Annotated in this window: 17 protein-coding genes; 11 read left to right on the top strand and 6 right to left on the bottom strand. The window is 54.1% G+C overall.

Annotation, left to right across the window (positions count from 1 at the left end; all coding sequences use genetic code 11):
• Window position 1 precedes the first annotated feature (1 nt).
• The 4 genes from hflC to WDB70_RS11465 all read left to right on the top strand — a co-directional run bounded on the left by hflC (window position 2) and on the right by WDB70_RS11465 (window position 3,636).
• On the top strand, window positions 2-889 hold the full coding sequence (hflC, locus tag WDB70_RS11480) for a protease modulator HflC (protein WP_406664449.1): 888 nt from the start codon (window positions 2-4) through the stop codon (window positions 887-889).
• A 40-nt stretch (window positions 890-929) separates the two neighbouring features.
• Window positions 930-2,090 carry an aminotransferase class V-fold PLP-dependent enzyme gene (locus WDB70_RS11475; protein ID WP_406664447.1) on the top strand — a complete coding sequence of 387 codons (1,161 nt, stop codon included), beginning with the start codon at window positions 930-932 and terminating at the stop codon, window positions 2,088-2,090.
• Complete coding sequence (locus tag WDB70_RS11470) at window positions 2,087-2,278, top strand: DUF2065 domain-containing protein (protein WP_406664445.1); 192 nt, start codon at window positions 2,087-2,089, stop codon at window positions 2,276-2,278. Before WDB70_RS11475 ends, WDB70_RS11470 begins: the two co-directional genes overlap by 4 nt.
• Before the next feature lie 62 nt (window positions 2,279-2,340).
• Window positions 2,341-3,636: an adenylosuccinate synthase gene (locus WDB70_RS11465; protein WP_406664443.1), complete on the top strand. Its 1,296-nt coding sequence runs from the start codon at window positions 2,341-2,343 to the stop codon at window positions 3,634-3,636.
• Between the two features lie 87 nt (window positions 3,637-3,723).
• On the opposite strand, the gene WDB70_RS11460 is transcribed toward WDB70_RS11465, so the two are convergent.
• Both WDB70_RS11460 and WDB70_RS11455 read right to left on the bottom strand, forming a co-directional pair.
• Complete coding sequence (locus WDB70_RS11460; RefSeq protein WP_406664441.1) at window positions 3,724-6,441, bottom strand: TonB-dependent receptor plug domain-containing protein; 2,718 nt, start codon at window positions 6,439-6,441, stop codon at window positions 3,724-3,726.
• Window positions 6,442-6,690: 249 nt separating this feature from the next.
• Entirely contained in the window at window positions 6,691-6,918 is a 228-nt protein-coding gene (locus WDB70_RS11455; RefSeq protein WP_406664439.1) for a hypothetical protein, read from the bottom strand.
• A 61-nt stretch (window positions 6,919-6,979) separates the two neighbouring features.
• Between WDB70_RS11455 and WDB70_RS11450 the strand changes: the two genes are divergently transcribed.
• From WDB70_RS11450 to rlmB, 3 genes are all read left to right on the top strand, one after another.
• Entirely contained in the window at window positions 6,980-7,492 is a 513-nt protein-coding gene (locus tag WDB70_RS11450; protein ID WP_406664437.1) for a tetratricopeptide repeat protein, read from the top strand.
• A 71-nt stretch (window positions 7,493-7,563) separates the two neighbouring features.
• Complete coding sequence (gene rnr / locus WDB70_RS11445) at window positions 7,564-9,891, top strand: ribonuclease R (RefSeq protein WP_406664435.1); 2,328 nt, start codon at window positions 7,564-7,566, stop codon at window positions 9,889-9,891.
• The gene (gene rlmB / locus WDB70_RS11440; RefSeq protein WP_406664433.1) at window positions 9,888-10,628 is read left to right on the top strand and encodes a 23S rRNA (guanosine(2251)-2'-O)-methyltransferase RlmB; all 741 of its coding nucleotides are present in this window, start codon (window positions 9,888-9,890) and stop codon (window positions 10,626-10,628) included. The genes rnr and rlmB overlap by 4 nt, the downstream gene beginning before the upstream one ends.
• On the opposite strand, the gene WDB70_RS11435 is transcribed toward rlmB, so the two are convergent.
• Window positions 10,616-11,353 (bottom strand): YdiY family protein, encoded by a 738-nt coding sequence (locus WDB70_RS11435; protein ID WP_406664431.1) that lies wholly within the window; start codon window positions 11,351-11,353, stop codon window positions 10,616-10,618. The genes rlmB and WDB70_RS11435 overlap by 13 nt on opposite strands.
• Window positions 11,354-11,542: 189 nt before the next feature.
• On the opposite strand from WDB70_RS11435, the gene rpsF reads away from it, so the two are divergent.
• From rpsF to rplI, 4 genes are read left to right on the top strand one after another with little or no spacing between them, the layout of a single operon-like run.
• Window positions 11,543-11,941 (top strand): 30S ribosomal protein S6, encoded by a 399-nt coding sequence (gene rpsF / locus WDB70_RS11430; protein ID WP_406664429.1) that lies wholly within the window; start codon window positions 11,543-11,545, stop codon window positions 11,939-11,941.
• 5 nt (window positions 11,942-11,946) lie between these two features.
• Window positions 11,947-12,255, top strand: coding sequence for a primosomal replication protein N (gene priB / locus WDB70_RS11425; RefSeq protein WP_406664427.1), 309 nt, complete (start codon window positions 11,947-11,949; stop codon window positions 12,253-12,255).
• 12 nt (window positions 12,256-12,267) lie between these two features.
• The gene (gene rpsR / locus WDB70_RS11420; protein ID WP_008486569.1) at window positions 12,268-12,495 is read left to right on the top strand and encodes a 30S ribosomal protein S18; all 228 of its coding nucleotides are present in this window, start codon (window positions 12,268-12,270) and stop codon (window positions 12,493-12,495) included.
• 35 nt (window positions 12,496-12,530) lie between these two features.
• On the top strand, window positions 12,531-12,980 hold the full coding sequence (rplI, locus tag WDB70_RS11415) for a 50S ribosomal protein L9 (RefSeq protein ID WP_406664425.1): 450 nt from the start codon (window positions 12,531-12,533) through the stop codon (window positions 12,978-12,980).
• A gap of 94 nt (window positions 12,981-13,074) precedes the next feature.
• Here the strand turns inward: rplI and WDB70_RS11410 are convergent, their stop codons facing one another.
• The 3 genes from WDB70_RS11410 to mutH are packed head-to-tail and all read right to left on the bottom strand — an operon-like array spanning window position 13,075 to window position 15,138.
• Window positions 13,075-13,377 (bottom strand): hypothetical protein, encoded by a 303-nt coding sequence (locus WDB70_RS11410; RefSeq protein WP_406664423.1) that lies wholly within the window; start codon window positions 13,375-13,377, stop codon window positions 13,075-13,077.
• Between the two features lie 30 nt (window positions 13,378-13,407).
• A complete protein-coding gene (locus WDB70_RS11405) occupies window positions 13,408-14,388 on the bottom strand; it encodes an NAD(P)/FAD-dependent oxidoreductase (protein WP_406664421.1) in 981 nt (326 codons plus the stop codon).
• Between the two features lie 54 nt (window positions 14,389-14,442).
• Window positions 14,443-15,138: a DNA mismatch repair endonuclease MutH gene (gene mutH / locus WDB70_RS11400; protein WP_406664419.1), complete on the bottom strand. Its 696-nt coding sequence runs from the start codon at window positions 15,136-15,138 to the stop codon at window positions 14,443-14,445.
• Between the last annotated feature and the right edge of the window lie 129 nt (window positions 15,139-15,267).

Raw genomic sequence — 15,267 nt, 5'->3', positions numbered from 1 at the left:
CATGAAACGACTTTTTGTAATTGTTGTCGTGCTGGCCGCCCTGCTGGCGGTGAGTTCTCTGTTCGTTGTTTCCGAGGGCGAGCGGGCTTTGGTGCTACGTTTCCAGCGGGTACTGACCGATACCAATGGTAAGCCGGTGGTATTCAAGCCGGGCCTGCATTTTAAGGTACCGCTGATCGACAGCGTGCGTATGCTCGATGCCCGTCTGCAGAGCGTCGAAGGAGAGCAGGATCGTTTTGTCACCTCCGAGAAAAAGGATCTGATAGTCGATTCTTATGTGAAGTGGCGTATCAATGATTTCGGTAAGTATTACGATGCCACCAACCGCGGTAATCTGAATACGGCTGAAAATCTGCTCAAGCGTAAAATCAACAACGCCCTGCGCAGTGAATTCGGTACCCGGACCATCACCGATATTGTTTCGGGTGAGCGTTCCGAAGTCATGGCTGACGCCCTCAAGCAGGTAAAAGAAAGCGCTAAAGAGTTGGGTATTGATGTTATTGATGTGCGGGTCAAACAAATTAACCTGCCGACAGAGATCTCCAACTCCATCTTTAACCGGATGCGGGCAGAGCGTAATGCGGTGGCGAAAAAGCACCGTTCTGAAGGTAAAGAAAAAGCAGAAGAGATCCGCGCCAACGTCGATGCCAAAGTAACGGTGCTGATTGCCGATGCCGAGCGTAAGGCCCGTACCATGCGTGGCGAAGGGGATGCCAAAGCCGCCGAAATTTACGCCAAGGCATATAAGCGTGATCCGCAGTTCTTTTCCTTCTTGCGAAGCATGGAAGCCTACAAGCGCAGCTTTAACAGCAAGAGCGATGTGCTGGTGCTCAAACCGCAAGACAGTGACTTCCTGCATTACATGAACCACATGAACGATAAAAAATAATGAAAAAGCCCGGCTTGCCGGGCTTTTTGTTGGATAAGCCATGTTAAAAAAACACTATTCGCAGTTTTTGCAGCATCATCAGGGTCAACAGCACTATGCCTGCCATAGCCACCATTTTTGGCCTGATGTCACCCGTCAGGCGCAACTGGATTATTGGGACGATAGTGCCCGTTTAGCTGATGAAAAGTGGCAGTACTTTTTTACTGACAAAGTACCGGCAGCGCAGCGTCATATTGCTGCCATTCTCAACTTGCCAGCGCCGGAACAACTGGCCTTTGCTCCCAATACTCATGAATTTGTTGTCAGGCTGTTTTCCTGCCTGCCGACTGGCCGCCGAGCGCGAGTGTTGACCACTGATAGTGAGTTCCACTCTTTTACCCGGCAAAGCCGACGACTGGCAGAAGCCGGCCTCATTGAGCTGACGGTTGTCCCCACCTTGCCGTTGGCGAGCTTTGAGCAGCGTTTTGCGGAGCAGGCGGCAACAGGGGGCTGGGATATGGTGTTCTGCAGCCAGGTCTTTTTTAACTCCGGCTTTGCAATTACTGATATGCCCGCGCTGGTGGCGGCGGTGCCGGACCCGGAAACCCTGATTGTTATTGACGGCTATCACGGCTTTTGTGCCATCCCCACGGATTTGTCGGCTATTGCCGGGCGAGTGTTTTACCTCGCCGGCAGCTATAAATATGCCCAAGGCGGTGAAGGCTGCTGTTTTCTGGCGGTGCCTCCGGGTTGTCAGTTAAAACCACGCAATACCGGCTGGTATGCCGAGTTTGGAGCCTTGGAAGCGGGGCGCAGTGAGCAGGTGGCTTTTGCTGAAGGAGGGCAGCGTTTCGCCGGAGCAACGTTTGATTTTACCGCCCTGTACCGCCTACTAGCGGTAATGGCATGGTGGCAGCGCGATGGCATTAGCGTCGAGGCTATTCATCACCATGTACAGCAATTGCAGCAGCATTTTCTGGCTGAATTAGAGGCAACGGGCTGCCAGCAGCTGCAACGTTGTCAGCTATTGGCCAACGATCTGCAGCATCATGGCCACTTTCTGACGTTTGCTTTGGAAGATGCCGACACTACGGCGGCGCTGGCGCGCTTTCTGCGTGATCAGGGCATATTGACTGATTATCGCGATAACCGCCTGCGTTTTGGTTTTGCGCCTTACATGGAACTTGCCGATATCGACTTGTCTGCGCTGGCGGGGCGATGAGTAGCACTTTGTTCTGGCAACTGCTGGCGTTATGGCTGGTATTGGAAGGGGTTGGCCCGGCGCTGATGCCTCGTCAGTGGCAGCAATTTATGCGCCAGCTAGCTGAACAAAAAGCTTCTGTGATCAGGCAAATAGGCTTGGTGATGGTGATCTTGGGCGGTCTCTTGGCTTGGCTGGTGAAACATTAGGCTTAAATCCGCTGTGGGTTTTCTGATAAAATCCCGTTTTAACCAGCTATCCATAAAATACGATGGGCAAAAATGTGGTGGTCCTCGGCACTCAGTGGGGTGACGAAGGCAAAGGTAAAGTTGTCGACCTGCTAACAGACAAAGCGGCTTATGTTGTGCGCTATCAAGGCGGCCATAATGCCGGTCATACCCTGGTGATTGACGGTGAAAAGACCGTTTTGCACCTGATCCCTTCCGGTATTCTTCGCGACAATGTGCAGTGCCTGATTGGTAACGGTGTGGTTTTGGCACCGGATGCGCTGATGCGAGAAGTGGCCATGCTCGAAGAAAAGGGCGTACCGGTCAAATCTCGGCTGAAAGTTTCCGAAGCCTGCCCACTGATCCTCAAATGCCATGTAGCGATTGACCAAGCCCGTGAAAAGGCCCGTGGCAATAAAGCCATTGGTACTACTGGCCGCGGTATTGGCCCTGCTTATGAGGACAAGGTTGCCCGTCGCGGCTTGCGGGTCGGTGATCTGTTCCACCCTGAGCGCTTTGCCGAAAAACTCAAGGAAGTGCTGGATCACCATAACTTCATGCTGACCCAATACTTCCAGCAGGAGCCGGTCTCTTACGAGGAAACCCTGGCAGAAGCCATGGCGGTTGCCGAGTACCTCAAAGACATGACCGTGGATGTAACCGACTTGCTGGATAAAGCCCGCAAAGCCGGTGAGCCGATCCTCTTTGAAGGGGCTCAGGGCACCTTGCTTGACATTGACCACGGTACTTACCCTTATGTGACCTCCTCTAATACCACCGCCGGTGGCGTGGCCACAGGTAGCGGTTTTGGTCCTTGTCACCTTGATTATGTGCTGGGCATCGTCAAGGCCTATACCACCCGTGTTGGTGGTGGTCCGTTCCCAACGGAACTGGACTGTGAAGTCGGCCATCACCTGGGTACGGTTGGTAAGGAATTTGGCGCCACAACAGGCCGCAAACGCCGTACTGGCTGGTTTGACGCTGTGGTGATGCGCCGTGCCGTACAAATCAATTCCATCACCGGTTTCTGCCTGACCAAACTGGATGTACTGGATGGTTTGGAAACAGTGAAAATCTGTACGGCCTATCGGATGCCGGATGGCAAAGTGGTTGATGTACCGCCGCTGGCAGCAGAGGACTTTGATGGCATTGAACTCATCTATGAGGAAATGCCGGGCTGGAGCGAAAGCACTGTTGGTGCCACCAGTATTGATGCTTTGCCGGCTAATGCGGTTGCTTACATCAAGCGCATTGAAGCGCTAACTGGCGTGCCGGTAGATATTATTTCAACCGGCCCTGATCGGGTTGAAACCATGATCCTGCGTCACCCTTTCGCCTGATAACTGTTAGTTTTAGGCAATAAAAAAACGCCCCGTTAGGGGCGTTTTTTTATATCTGGCGGCCAGGGAGGACCGCCAGGGTTTTACTTAGAAGCGCAGTTGGTATTCTACTGCCCAGTAGGTGCCGATGGCGGCGCCCGGGTAGGCAAAGATGTTGTAGAACGGCCAACCGGTTTCTGTCGGATCGTACGGCGGTTTTTCGTTAGTCAGGTTAACAATGTTCAGGTAAATCGCATTGTTCTTGTCGATGGAATAACCCGCAGTGAAGTTGTAGGTTGTCCAGGCGCTGGTTCTGGCGACACCGTCAGAATAGCGTTCACCGTCAGTGTTGAACTGTGACCGATAAGGCACACCACCAACGCGCTTATAGTACAGCGTCAGCGACACGTCATTGTAATCCCAACCCAGCGACGCATTGAGCTTGGAGCGCGGCGTCTTATACGAAGCATCATTGCGGTAATCGACAAGCTCGTCAGTTTCCAATGCTTTGTACTTATAGGTTGAGGTGAGCGTCCAGTTACTGTCAAAGCGGAAGTTGCCGTATTGCTCAGTGGCGTAGTTGTAACGCAGGTTCACGTCCCAACCAGACCACTCCAGCACGGAGTTGTTGAACGGCGTAATATTGACTGCCTTGATAGAGCCAGCCAGATCGCCGTCGGTGTAACGCTCGATTTTGCTGTAAGCACGTTGACATTCGCCTGAGTTTGGATCTTTTTGGCCAGTGTTGCAGCGATACTCTGTTTCCAGCAGGCCATCAACAGATTCATCCAGAACGATGTCTTCCAGGCGCAGGCGAGTGTAATCAACGGTCATTGACAGGTTATCAATGGGCTCCCACACCAGGCCGATGGTTTTGTTCAGACCGGTCTCTTCTTTCAGATCTTTCGAGCCAGAACGCCAGCCACGGATCTGAATCCGATCACACTGGTTCTGATCCAATGAACCACAAGTGGTGTAGTCATAGGCGTTGGTATAGAAACCAGAGCGGTCGGCAAACACATAGTGCATGTCTGGCGCCCGGAAGCTTTGGCCAACACTGCCGCGGAACTTCAGGGACTTCATCACCGAGTAGGTGAAGCCAAATTGCGATGACAGACGGCCACCGATATCAGTGCTGTTATCGTCGTACTTGTCGTAACGGGAGGCAATGTTGAAGTCCAGGCCTTCAATCACGGGCACCAGGAACTCCACACCGACAGCGGAACGGTTACGGTCACCACCACCTTCAGTACCAGTTAGGCCATACCAGCCGTGCCCGGTCTCATCGAGAGTACGGTCATCCAGGGTAATGTTATAACCCTGGCGGTTGAACTCAGCCATGGCAGAGAACTGTAATGGGCCAGCCGGCAGCTCGAACAGGTCGCCTGAAATAGAGACGTTAAAAGTGCGAGAGTAGGACTTCGAATCCTGCTTCTGGACACCCAGCATGTCATTACGCTCGGCATCCGTGATGGGGTCATACAGGCCCAGTTTCGGATTTACCGGGTAGTAGACACCGTAATCCGGCAGGTAATCGCCCAGGAAGTACTCGGAGACTTTTTCTTCCTTGAGCCAATCACGACGGGTTTTGAATTTGATTTCACTGTCAGTGAAATAGGCTTCCCAGTCATAGGCACCACCAATTTGCCCCTTCAGGCCCATGGTCACGTTCACTGCATCAGTAGTGAAGTTACCTTTTTTCGGCGCCAGTTCTTCCGGGGTGAAAATGCGTTGCCACAGTTCATAGGTAGAGGTTTGCGGATTGAAGACATACTCACTGATGAAGTGACGGAAGCCTTCATTGTAGTTTTTAGAGCCCACATACATGACATCAGCAAAGCCGGTCAGGGTATCGCTAAAGTCGTAGTGGCCGGTTAGAAAGGCGCCGTACTGCTTACGACGGTTTTGCAGGCTGTATTCGCCTACACCATCATAGCCACAGTACATCCCTTTACCGGGGCGCTCGGTGTATTCGTAGCCAGTACCGGAGTTTTGGCAAGCCGCAGCACCCGGGTCAATGTATTGGCCAGTAAAGTAGTCCATGCGCAGGATGCCACGGGTCAGGTAGTTTACCCCGGCCGGGCCGTCATCTACTGAGTTCAGCCAGGAACGGTCTTTACCGGTAATGATGTCCTGATCAAAGTACTGCGCTGCAAAGGTCAGGTGATATTTGCTGCCGGCGGTGCCGGTAACAAACTGCAGCCGGCGGGTGTCGCCACCACCGTCACGGGTGGTACCGAAGCGAGCATTGATTTGGCTGTAATCCACATCCTTTTTCAGGATGATATTGATAACGCCTGTTACAGCATCAGAGCCGTAAATTGCCGAAGCACCGCTGTTAAGAATTTCGATGCGTTCAACAGCCGCTGACGGGAAGTTGGCCAGGTTTACAAAATTGGATTGGCCGTTATAGGGGGTGGGGTTTTCTGCCACCCGGCGGCCATTGACCAGTACCAGTACATAGCCGGGACCGAAGTCACGTAAGCTGATGGTTTGCGCATCGGGGGTGAAGCCACCTTGCGAGCCAAATTCTTCACCCTGGGTTGTACCAATGTTGGTGGACAAGTCTTTCAGAGCGTCAAAAACAGTTTGCTGGCCTTTGTCCAGCATGTCTTTGGCGGTAATGACGGTGATGTTGGACACACCTTCGATATCGGTACGCTTGATGCGGCTACCGGTGACCTCAATGCGTTCAACTTTTTTCTCGTCTTTTTTCTTGGCTTCGTCTTGTGTGTCATCAGCAGCCAAGGCGGCCATGCTGTATGACCCGGCACCCAGCAGCAAAGCCAACTGCACGGCGCGGGCGATTTTTTGTTTATCAATCATGTCGAATCCCTGGATAGTCCTTGCAACAAATTGCAATGATATTTCTTTCAAAGAAGAAACTTAAATGCAACAAATGGCTGTGAAAAAAAAGTTAAAACGTGACCTCAATTAAAGAAATAGCCTGTTCAGCCGTTAAAGATGAGTCGGAAGAGGTGAAAACATCATGATGCTAGAAATCTTGTTGATATCCGGGTTGTTATCTGCAAGCGGGGCGGCGCCAACAGTAGCGGATACTACTCCTGTGGCAGTTCAGGAGCCGGCATCTACTACTGCACCAAAAAGTAACCCTGATGTTAATTCAGTTGTTGCGGCAAAAACGCCAGTTGTTAAAGCGCCCTCAGCCGCTAAGCAGGAGTCCACTGCTGCAACGGTTAACGGGCCTTCCGATACCGCTAAACAAGAACCGGCAACATCAACCAATGCTGCAATACAACCAAAGGCAACTGCATCCAAACCGGCTGTCGCGCCGACGAGCATTACGGCCAGCAAAGATGATGCCGGTCTCAAGCCGATACAGGTTTACAGCCAGGATGAACTTTTGGATTTGATTGCCAAAAACCATCAGCTGCGGCGGGTGAAAGCGGATGATTGCCAGTTGGTGCAGGATATTCAGGCGCGTGCCTCGGTAGCCAAGATCCCTTCCTATCAATTCTTGTGGGGCGATATGCTGGCACACGGGGTTTGTGTCAAAAGCAACGTCACCCAGGGCCTTAACTATTTGCAAAAAGCCGCCGATCAGGGCTTGCCTGAAGCCATGGAACAGCTGGGGCGCTACTACGCCACAGGGCAATGGGTACAGCGCGATTACCCTCGTGCCATGGCGCTGCTACGTATGGCTACCCGTGATCACAACATCAAGGCAGCACTGCGATTTGCTGATCTTGCCAGTCGTGGCCATGGTATTCCTCAGGATAAGGCCCTGGCCTATAGGGTGTTGAAAGATGCCGTGATTACGGATCGGCGTCAGCATTATCGGGCCGCTTTACTGATCAAAAAACTACAGGGGCAACTGCCGCCGTCAGTGCTGGCCAACTTAACGCCGTTAAAATAACCGTACTGCCCCCTGCCCAGCACCGGCCTCGACTGCGTATAATAAGCGCAACACTTGCTAACGAGGTCGCTATGCGCGAACCCATCAAGGATCCTTTCGCTGAACGCGAGGCGCAGCGTTACGATAATCCCATTCCCAGCCGTGAAGCCATATTGGAGCTGATGCGAGAACTGGGCAAACCGCAGAGTCTGCGGGCCATGATCAGCCACCTGCAACTGAATGATGAAGAGCAACAAGAAGGGTTGCGGCGGCGCCTGCGAGCCATGGAGCGTGATGGTCAGCTGGTCTTTACCCGGCAAAAAGCCTATGCCCTGACCGAACGTATGGATTTGCTCAAAGGCAGAGTGCAAGGGCACCCGGATGGTTTTGGCTTTGTCAAAATCGAGGGCGGTGATGATCTCTACCTCTCCCACAGCGAAATGTACAAGGCCTTCAGTGGCGATTTGGTGCTGGCGCAGCCCACCCGCACAGACAAGCGTGGCCGGGTTGAAGGGCGCATAGTTCGGGTACTGGAGCCGCGTTCGTCACAGCTGGTAGGGCGTTATTTCCGTGATGATGGGATTGGCTTTGTGGTGCCCGATGACCGCCGTATCGCCCAGGATATTTTGATCCCCGACGAAGCACGCAATGGTGCCCGGGCCGGGCAGGTGGTCGTGGTTGAACTGACCCAGCGCCCCAGTGCCCGGTTCAGCCCGGTAGGGAAAATCAGCGATATTCTCGGTGAGCATATGGCGCCGGGCATGGAAATCGAAATTGCTTTGCGTAATCACGACTTGCCCCACAGTTGGCCGGCTGAAGTCAAAGTAGAGATCGCCGGGCTCAGTGACGAGGTTGCCGAAGCTGACAAAACCGGGCGGGTCGACTTACGCCACTTGCCGCTTGTGACCATTGACGGTGAAGACGCACGCGACTTTGATGACGCTGTATATGCCGAGGCGAAAAAATCCGGCGGCTGGCGCTTGTGGGTGGCTATTGCTGATGTTTCGCACTATGTCCGTAACGGCAGCGCCCTGGATAAAGAAGCCTATAACCGCGGTAACTCGGTGTACTTCCCATCTCAAGTGATCCCGATGTTGCCGGAGATCCTGTCCAATGGCCTGTGCTCATTGAACCCGGAAGTAGACCGCCTCTGTATGGTGGCGGAGATGACGGTTTCTGACAAAGGCAAGCTGTCAGGGTTTCAGTTCTACCCGGCAGTGATGCACTCAAAAGCGCGGCTGACGTACACCAAAGTCCAGGCCATGCTTGATGGTGATAAAACGCTGCGTGAACAGTACCAGCCAGTCTTAGGCCCCATCGAAGAACTGCACTGTTTGTTCCAAGCCCTCAAGCATGCCCGCCATCAGCGCGGAGCCATTGAGTTTGAAACCCAGGAAACCAAGTTTCAGTTCAATGCCGAACGCAAAATTGAAAAAGTTCTGCCGGTGCATCGGGTCACGGCGCACATGATCATTGAAGAGTGCATGATCCTGGCCAATGTGGCGGCCGCCAAGTTTGCTCAGAAGCACAAAGTACCGGTGCTCTACCGGGTGCATGACTTGCCGGACGAAGAAAAGATAGCCAGCTTCCACCAGTTTATTGCCGAGCTGGGATTGCGCATGGACGGGGGCTTGGAGCCAGAGCCGCGCCACTTTACCGCCTTGCTGGAAAAACTGGCTGGGCGCCCTGATGCTGAGCTGATCCAGACCATGCTGCTGCGCTCCATGAAACAGGCGATTTACGAACCGGATTGCCGTGGTCACTTTGGCCTGGCGCTATCTGCCTATGCGCACTTCACCTCTCCCATTCGCCGTTACCCGGATCTGTTGCTGCACCGTGCCATCAAGGCGGTGTTTGCTCGCCAGCAGCAAGCTGAGGCGGCTGGCGGTGTGCTCTACAGCGAAGAACAGATGCACAGCATGGGTGAGCACTGTTCAATGACCGAACGCCGCGCAGATGACGCTACCCGGGAAGTCAGTGACTTTCTTAAATGCGAATACATGCAAGACCACGTTGGTGACGTCTTTAGTGGTGTCGTGTCATCGGCCACCACCTTTGGTCTTTTTGTGCGTCTCAATGACTTGTTGATTGAAGGCTTGGTGCATGTCACCAGCCTGGAAAACGACTATTACCATTTCGACCCTGTGCAGCAGGCCTTGGTTGGGGAGCGCTCCGGCAAACGCTACCGTCTGGGCGACACACTGATGGTGCGGGTGGCGGCGGTGAACTTGGAGTCACGTAAAATTGATTTGATGCTGGCGGACAGCGCGCCAAAAGCTAAAAAGTCAGTTCGTGAGAACCTTAAAAGCGGCAAGGTCACCAGCAAAAAAGGCAAAAAAAGTGCGGCAGAAGTGGTGTCGGACAGCTTTGCCAAGAAAAAAGGCAAGCGTAAGCCTAATAAACAGAAAGGTCATAAATGAGTCAGGAGTGGATTTTTGGTATTCACGCAGTGGCGGGCACTTTAGCCCGTCACCCACAAAACATGCTGCGCGTCTGGGTTGCTCGGGAACGTCAGGATCAACGCCTGGGTGACTTGATTGCGCAAGTTCAGGATATTGGCGTCAGTGTTGAGTGGGTTGCCCGCAAGACCTTGGATGACAAAGCCAAAGGGGCTACTCACCAGGGGGTCATGGCTGAGGTCAAAGTGGCTGCTGCCCTGCGTGAAAAGCAGTTGCCGGCGCTACTGGCAGAGGTCGAACGGCCACTGGTTCTGGTACTCGATGGTGTCACTGACCCGCATAACCTCGGGGCCTGTTTGCGCAGTGCTGATGCGGCCGGGGCCTGCGCGGTCATAGTACCGAAGAATAACTCGGCGTCCCTGAATGCTACGGTACGCAAAGTGGCCTGCGGCGCCGCCGAAACGGTGCCTCTGGTTGAGGTAACAAACCTGGCCCGCACCCTGCGTCAGCTCAAAGAACTGGGCTTATGGATTGTGGGGACGGCCGGGGAAACTGAGCAGACTCTGTTTGATGCTGAGCTGCAAGGGCCGTTGGCGCTGGTGATGGGGGCCGAAGGCTCAGGGATGCGGCGACTGACCCGTGAGCACTGCGATCAGTTGGTGGCCATCCCCATGGCCGGCCTGGTCTCCAGTCTCAATGTCTCGGTTGCCACTGGCGTCTGTTTATTTGAAGCGGTGCGCCAGCGTCAGAAGGTATAGAGCAGATTCAGTGTCGACAAGGTGTCGTAGCGTGACTTGTCCGGGTCGACATTGCTGGTATAGCGGTAATAAAAGCCCAGCTTTAATGCCAGGTCGTCCCACAGTTGATTGGTAAAAGACGCGTCCAGGGAACCGGTGGTGTTACGACTGCCGGTTTCCAGCTGAATACCGGTGTTAAAGCGGGTGCGCTCGTGAATTCGCCGCTCGTACTTTAAAACCGTCCGTATAATGGCTTCACGATTGTCGCTTTCCGGACTGCCCTTTGGGGCTATTTGCAGACGGTAACCGGGGCTCATTTCAAACTTCAAGGTCGTGAAGTCACGGTTAATCAGAGTGGTACCCAGGCCGGTTGATAGCACCGTTTCCGACAGGTAAGAGCCAAAGCGGTCATACAATTCAGAGCCGCGTAAAAACAAATAGTAATTAGGCCAGAATTTGCCATCAGACTGCAGTTCCAGCTTGTAGCGTTCGGCGCTGGTAGAGTTTTTATCGCGAGAAAAGTTGGAGCTGAATGTCGCCTCGTGGTGAGTGCGGGAGGTATCCAGATCGACTTTGAGCCGGGTGTTGTAAGTTTCCACCTGGGTGTTACCACGGGCCAGTGACAGCCCCACTTCGGCCTCTGCCCCCCAGCGGTAGTCGGCCTGTCTTTTGCCATAGTACGGTGGCACCAACGCCCAGGCTGGCAGACTCAGCAGCAAAGACAACAAGATAACGACGCGTGGCATGGGCATTACATCTCCTTCAGCGAAGCCGCCATTTTAACGGGCTTTACGGCACAGATCTGCCTTGTCTGGCTACCATTCGTCCTGTAAACTCTGGCCCCTTATCTCAGTCGTTGTACTTTTGTTCTCCTTGCCTCCCTACCGGATGGCGACTGGCCGGGCTGTGAGGCTACTAACCCGTAAGGAGCAATCATGCGTCATTACGAAATCGTGATCATGGTCCACCCTGATCAAAGCGAACAGGTTCCGGGCATGATCGAGCGCTACACCGGTGTCGTCAAAAATGGCGGCGGTGAAGTGACTCGCCTGGAAGACTGGGGCCGCCGTCAACTGGCTTACCCAATCAACAAGCTGCACAAAGCTCACTACGTTCTGATGAACGTTGAAGCGACTCAAGAGACCGTTGATGAACTGGAAAGCACTTTCCGTTTCAACGACGCCATCCTGCGTCACGCCATCATGCGCACCAAGCACGCTGTTTCCGAGCCGTCTGTTATGGCCAAAGCCAAAGAAGACCGTCGTGAGCGTCGTGACGAGCGCGACGAGCGCGCCGAAAAGGCTGATGAAGCCGCTGAGGCCAGCGCCGAGTAAGGTAAGTGCATCACAATCGGGTACAACTTGACGGGCAACTTGCCAAAGCGCCGCGGCGTAGCAAGAGCCCAGCGGGTATTCCGCATTGTCAGTTCTGGTTAGATCATCGGTCGACCCAGTACGAGGCCAGCATGGCCAGACAAGCAGCCTTGCGTATTGCAGTGGTTGCCAGCGGTGAAGATCTTGCCGAGCAAACCCGGCTGTTACAGATGGGGACAGCAGTAACCGTGACCGGATTTCTGGTCAGCCATCAGGGCCGAGACGGCCTGGCAAAAGTGGTACTGCATGCCCAGCACATCGAATTGTTGAATTAGGAGATAAGCCCCATGGCCCGTTTCTTCCGTCGTCGCAAGTTCTGCCGTTTCACTGCAGAAGGCGTCACTGAAATCGATTACAAAGATATCGCAACTCTGAAGAACTACATCACCGAGAGCGGTAAGATCGTACCTAGCCGCATCACCGGTACCAGCGCCAAGTATCAGCGCCAGCTGGCCCGTGCTATCAAGCGCGCCCGCTACCTGGCTCTGCTGCCTTACACCGACCTGCATAAGTAAGGTCAGTCCTGGGAACGAGTTGAGAGGAATCGTCAATGAACGTCATTCTGTTGGACAAGATCGCTAACCTGGGCGGCCTGGGTGATCAAGTCAATGTAAAATCTGGTTACGCTCGTAACTACCTGATCCCGCAGGGTAAAGCTGTTATGGCTACCCGCGACAACATCGCTCACTTCGAAACGCGTCGTGCTGAGCTGGAAGCCAAACTGGCTGAAGTTCAAGCGGCTGCTGAAGCCCGTGCGGAGCAACTGAACAATCTGGGTACCATTGAAATCGCTGCGAAAGCTGGCGACGAAGGTAAACTGTTCGGTTCTATCGGCACACGTGACATCGCCGACGCTGTTAGCGCTGCCGGTGTTGAAGTGGTTAAGGCTGAAGTCAAAATGCCAGAAGGCGCGCTGCGCACTACGGGTGAATTTGATATCGACCTGCAACTGCACAGCGACGTTTTCGCGACAGTGAAGATCATGGTTGTTGCCGAATAAGGCGTTGACCTGATGTTGCTAAAAGCCGCCTTCGGGCGGCTTTTTTTATGGCTGCGTGATAAAGGATCACTGCTTTGGGGGTTGGTTGCGGTACTTATGGCCCGTTATGGTTTTGGTCAGCAAAGAAAGCACGCATCAGCGCCGCATTGGGGCTCGCGTGGTTTTGCTGGCGGCGCCCTTCGGCCAACGCCAGGGCCTTGGCCAAGCGTCCCGGTTCGGGTTGCTGTGCAAAATGTTTTCGCCAGGCAGCGGCAACATCCGCGCTAATAGCATAGGCTGCCTGGTCATAAGGGTTGTAACCGTCATAGCTGTAATGTGCCGTGAGGGTGACGGCGCGTTTTATCAAGAGCCAATGGCAACACTGGCACATCAGTTCCTCATCGGCGATCGACAACATACTGCTCTCCAAGAGCCATGCTTGGTGCCATCAGCGGTGACTTTGCAGGGCCTGACACATGCGTTTGGCCAGTTCCTGACCAGCCAGCCAGGCCCCTTCAATACGGGCACCGTGACTCCAGTCTCCACCACACCCCAAGTGCAGAGGCTCATCAAACAATAAGGTGGTGTCCTGATGGCCTCGGGCATAGCGCCAGCGTTTCAGAGATGCCGCCATAGGGACTTGCGGGGCAATATTCAGCAACCGGAAAAAAGCGGCTTCCAGCTGTGCCTGAACTTCTTCCTGAGGCGCTTCCATTTGTTGCTGACTCCACTGGCTGGTGGCATGGATCACCCATTGTTGGGGGCGCTGGCTGCGCCCGGGTTTACTGGAATCCTTGGCTAGCCACTGCACTATCGGATCGGTTACAAAGGCCGCCTCTAGCGGGCTGGCCAGTTCTTCAGCAAAGGCCAGCCCCAGCGCCCAGCAGGGTTCCATGGTGACTTTACGACTGGCCATCAGCAGGCGCGGGCTATCTCGTAACAAGGGCTGTGCCTGGGGGGCCGGGACGGTAACCAGTACGCCTTGGAAAGGACCATGATGGCGGCCACTGGCATCATCCAACCACCAGTGTGGGGCACGGTAATGGCAGCCGGTAATACGAGTGTGAGTATGAATGTTAAGGCCGCTGGCCAAGTAGCGGCTGATGGCGTTCATATCCGGTATACCCACATAGCGGGCGGTCACATCGGCGGTAGGTAGCTCGCCTTCAGGAGTTAATTGCCAGGGATTAACTTGCCAGGTGGCCACGATTCCGGCCTCTGTCCACTGGCTGACAGCATCAATGAAGCGGGGATTGCGAGCGGTGAAGTATTGGGCTCCAAGGTCAAAGGCTACCTCCGGGGTCATGCCTAAGCGCCCCCCCGCCAGATTACCCTGCTCAAACAGGCAGGGGTTGAGACCACATTCTTTGAGCACGGTCGCGGCAGTGATACCGCACAGACCGGCGCCGATGATGGCGATGTCTCCCATGTGCTGCTCCAGAGTCAGTGCCTGAGTTGAGCATAACGCCGTTTGCGGTAGCTGTCAGGAGGTGGCAGCAGGAAAGGCGGCCTGGAGCAGGGTAGCGGTGAACTGGCTGCGTAGATAAAAACCCTTGGGTTGTACTGCGACGGCTTGGCCGTTGGCATCCAGCCCATGGGTTTTGCTGCGGCCATTAGCCGCTTTGGGGCGTAGCTGCAAATACTGGCCACGGTAGGCATTGATTTGTTGATATTGCCCCAGTGCCAGCAGCTCCACCAGCTCCTGCCAGTCACTGCGTAGCTGTGCTTCCTGCTCGCAAGAGGGTTGCCACAGAAAAGGGCGGGCAATAACGCGTTCGGCCGGTGGGATTAATCGCTCTGCCAAAATCGGGATCCACAACACGGCCTGCAGTTTTTGGCGAACATGGCTGCTTTCCCAAGTGACGCCATGCCAGCCGGTAGCCGGCGCAACGGCAACGAAAGTACTTTCCAGAGGTTTACCGTGGCGGTCAACAGGTAAGGTTTTTAACTCTACGCCCAGATGTGCAAAGTCAGGTTCCGGTTTTGAGCCTGCCTCGGCGCCCAATAGTCGCTCCAGTAGCAGTCCCATCCAGCCCTTTTCGCGGCGTAGATCGGTCGGGGCCTGCAACCCGGCGATCTGTGCCAGATCTCCCAGCGAATAACCAGCCAGACTTACAGCGCGCTGCATTAATTCTTGCAGTGTTTGTGGCGACTGAAGATGGCAGCTGGGGGCAGACATGGTCAAAACCGGGAAATCTCACTGGCGTAATTGTGGACAAAGCATATCAGGCTCATAACGGCTCGGCACTTTGCTTTTTAAAGTATTGAAAAATAATTATTTTATAGTTTTTGATAATACCTCTTAGAT

It is taken from the genome of Gallaecimonas aegicerasi, from assembly GCF_045291545.1.
GTDB lineage: Bacteria > Pseudomonadota > Gammaproteobacteria > Enterobacterales > Gallaecimonadaceae > Gallaecimonas.
The sequence above is the reverse complement of the archived record's forward strand: the minus strand, read 5'-3'. Positions and strand labels throughout refer to the sequence as shown.

Coding starts and splice junctions, on each gene's coding strand:
- WDB70_RS11410 (WP_406664423.1), bottom strand. CDS start 13,377: ATGTTGTCGATCGCCGATGAGGAACTGATGTGCCAGTGTTGCCATTGG.
- WDB70_RS11460 (WP_406664441.1), bottom strand. CDS start 6,441: ATGATTGATAAACAAAAAATCGCCCGCGCCGTGCAGTTGGCTTTGCTG.
- WDB70_RS11475 (WP_406664447.1), top strand. CDS start 930: ATGTTAAAAAAACACTATTCGCAGTTTTTGCAGCATCATCAGGGTCAA.
- WDB70_RS11470 (WP_406664445.1), top strand. CDS start 2,087: ATGAGTAGCACTTTGTTCTGGCAACTGCTGGCGTTATGGCTGGTATTG.
- WDB70_RS11435 (WP_406664431.1), bottom strand. CDS start 11,353: ATGCCACGCGTCGTTATCTTGTTGTCTTTGCTGCTGAGTCTGCCAGCC.
- rpsR (WP_008486569.1), top strand. CDS start 12,268: ATGGCCCGTTTCTTCCGTCGTCGCAAGTTCTGCCGTTTCACTGCAGAA.
- mutH (WP_406664419.1), bottom strand. CDS start 15,138: ATGTCTGCCCCCAGCTGCCATCTTCAGTCGCCACAAACACTGCAAGAA.
- WDB70_RS11465 (WP_406664443.1), top strand. CDS start 2,341: ATGGGCAAAAATGTGGTGGTCCTCGGCACTCAGTGGGGTGACGAAGGC.
- rlmB (WP_406664433.1), top strand. CDS start 9,888: ATGAGTCAGGAGTGGATTTTTGGTATTCACGCAGTGGCGGGCACTTTA.
- rpsF (WP_406664429.1), top strand. CDS start 11,543: ATGCGTCATTACGAAATCGTGATCATGGTCCACCCTGATCAAAGCGAA.
- rnr (WP_406664435.1), top strand. CDS start 7,564: ATGCGCGAACCCATCAAGGATCCTTTCGCTGAACGCGAGGCGCAGCGT.
- rplI (WP_406664425.1), top strand. CDS start 12,531: ATGAACGTCATTCTGTTGGACAAGATCGCTAACCTGGGCGGCCTGGGT.
- hflC (WP_406664449.1), top strand. CDS start 2: ATGAAACGACTTTTTGTAATTGTTGTCGTGCTGGCCGCCCTGCTGGCG.
- WDB70_RS11455 (WP_406664439.1), bottom strand. CDS start 6,918: ATGCTCGTCGGCGCGACAGCCGGTTTGGATGCAGTTGCCTTTGGTTGT.
- WDB70_RS11405 (WP_406664421.1), bottom strand. CDS start 14,388: ATGGGAGACATCGCCATCATCGGCGCCGGTCTGTGCGGTATCACTGCC.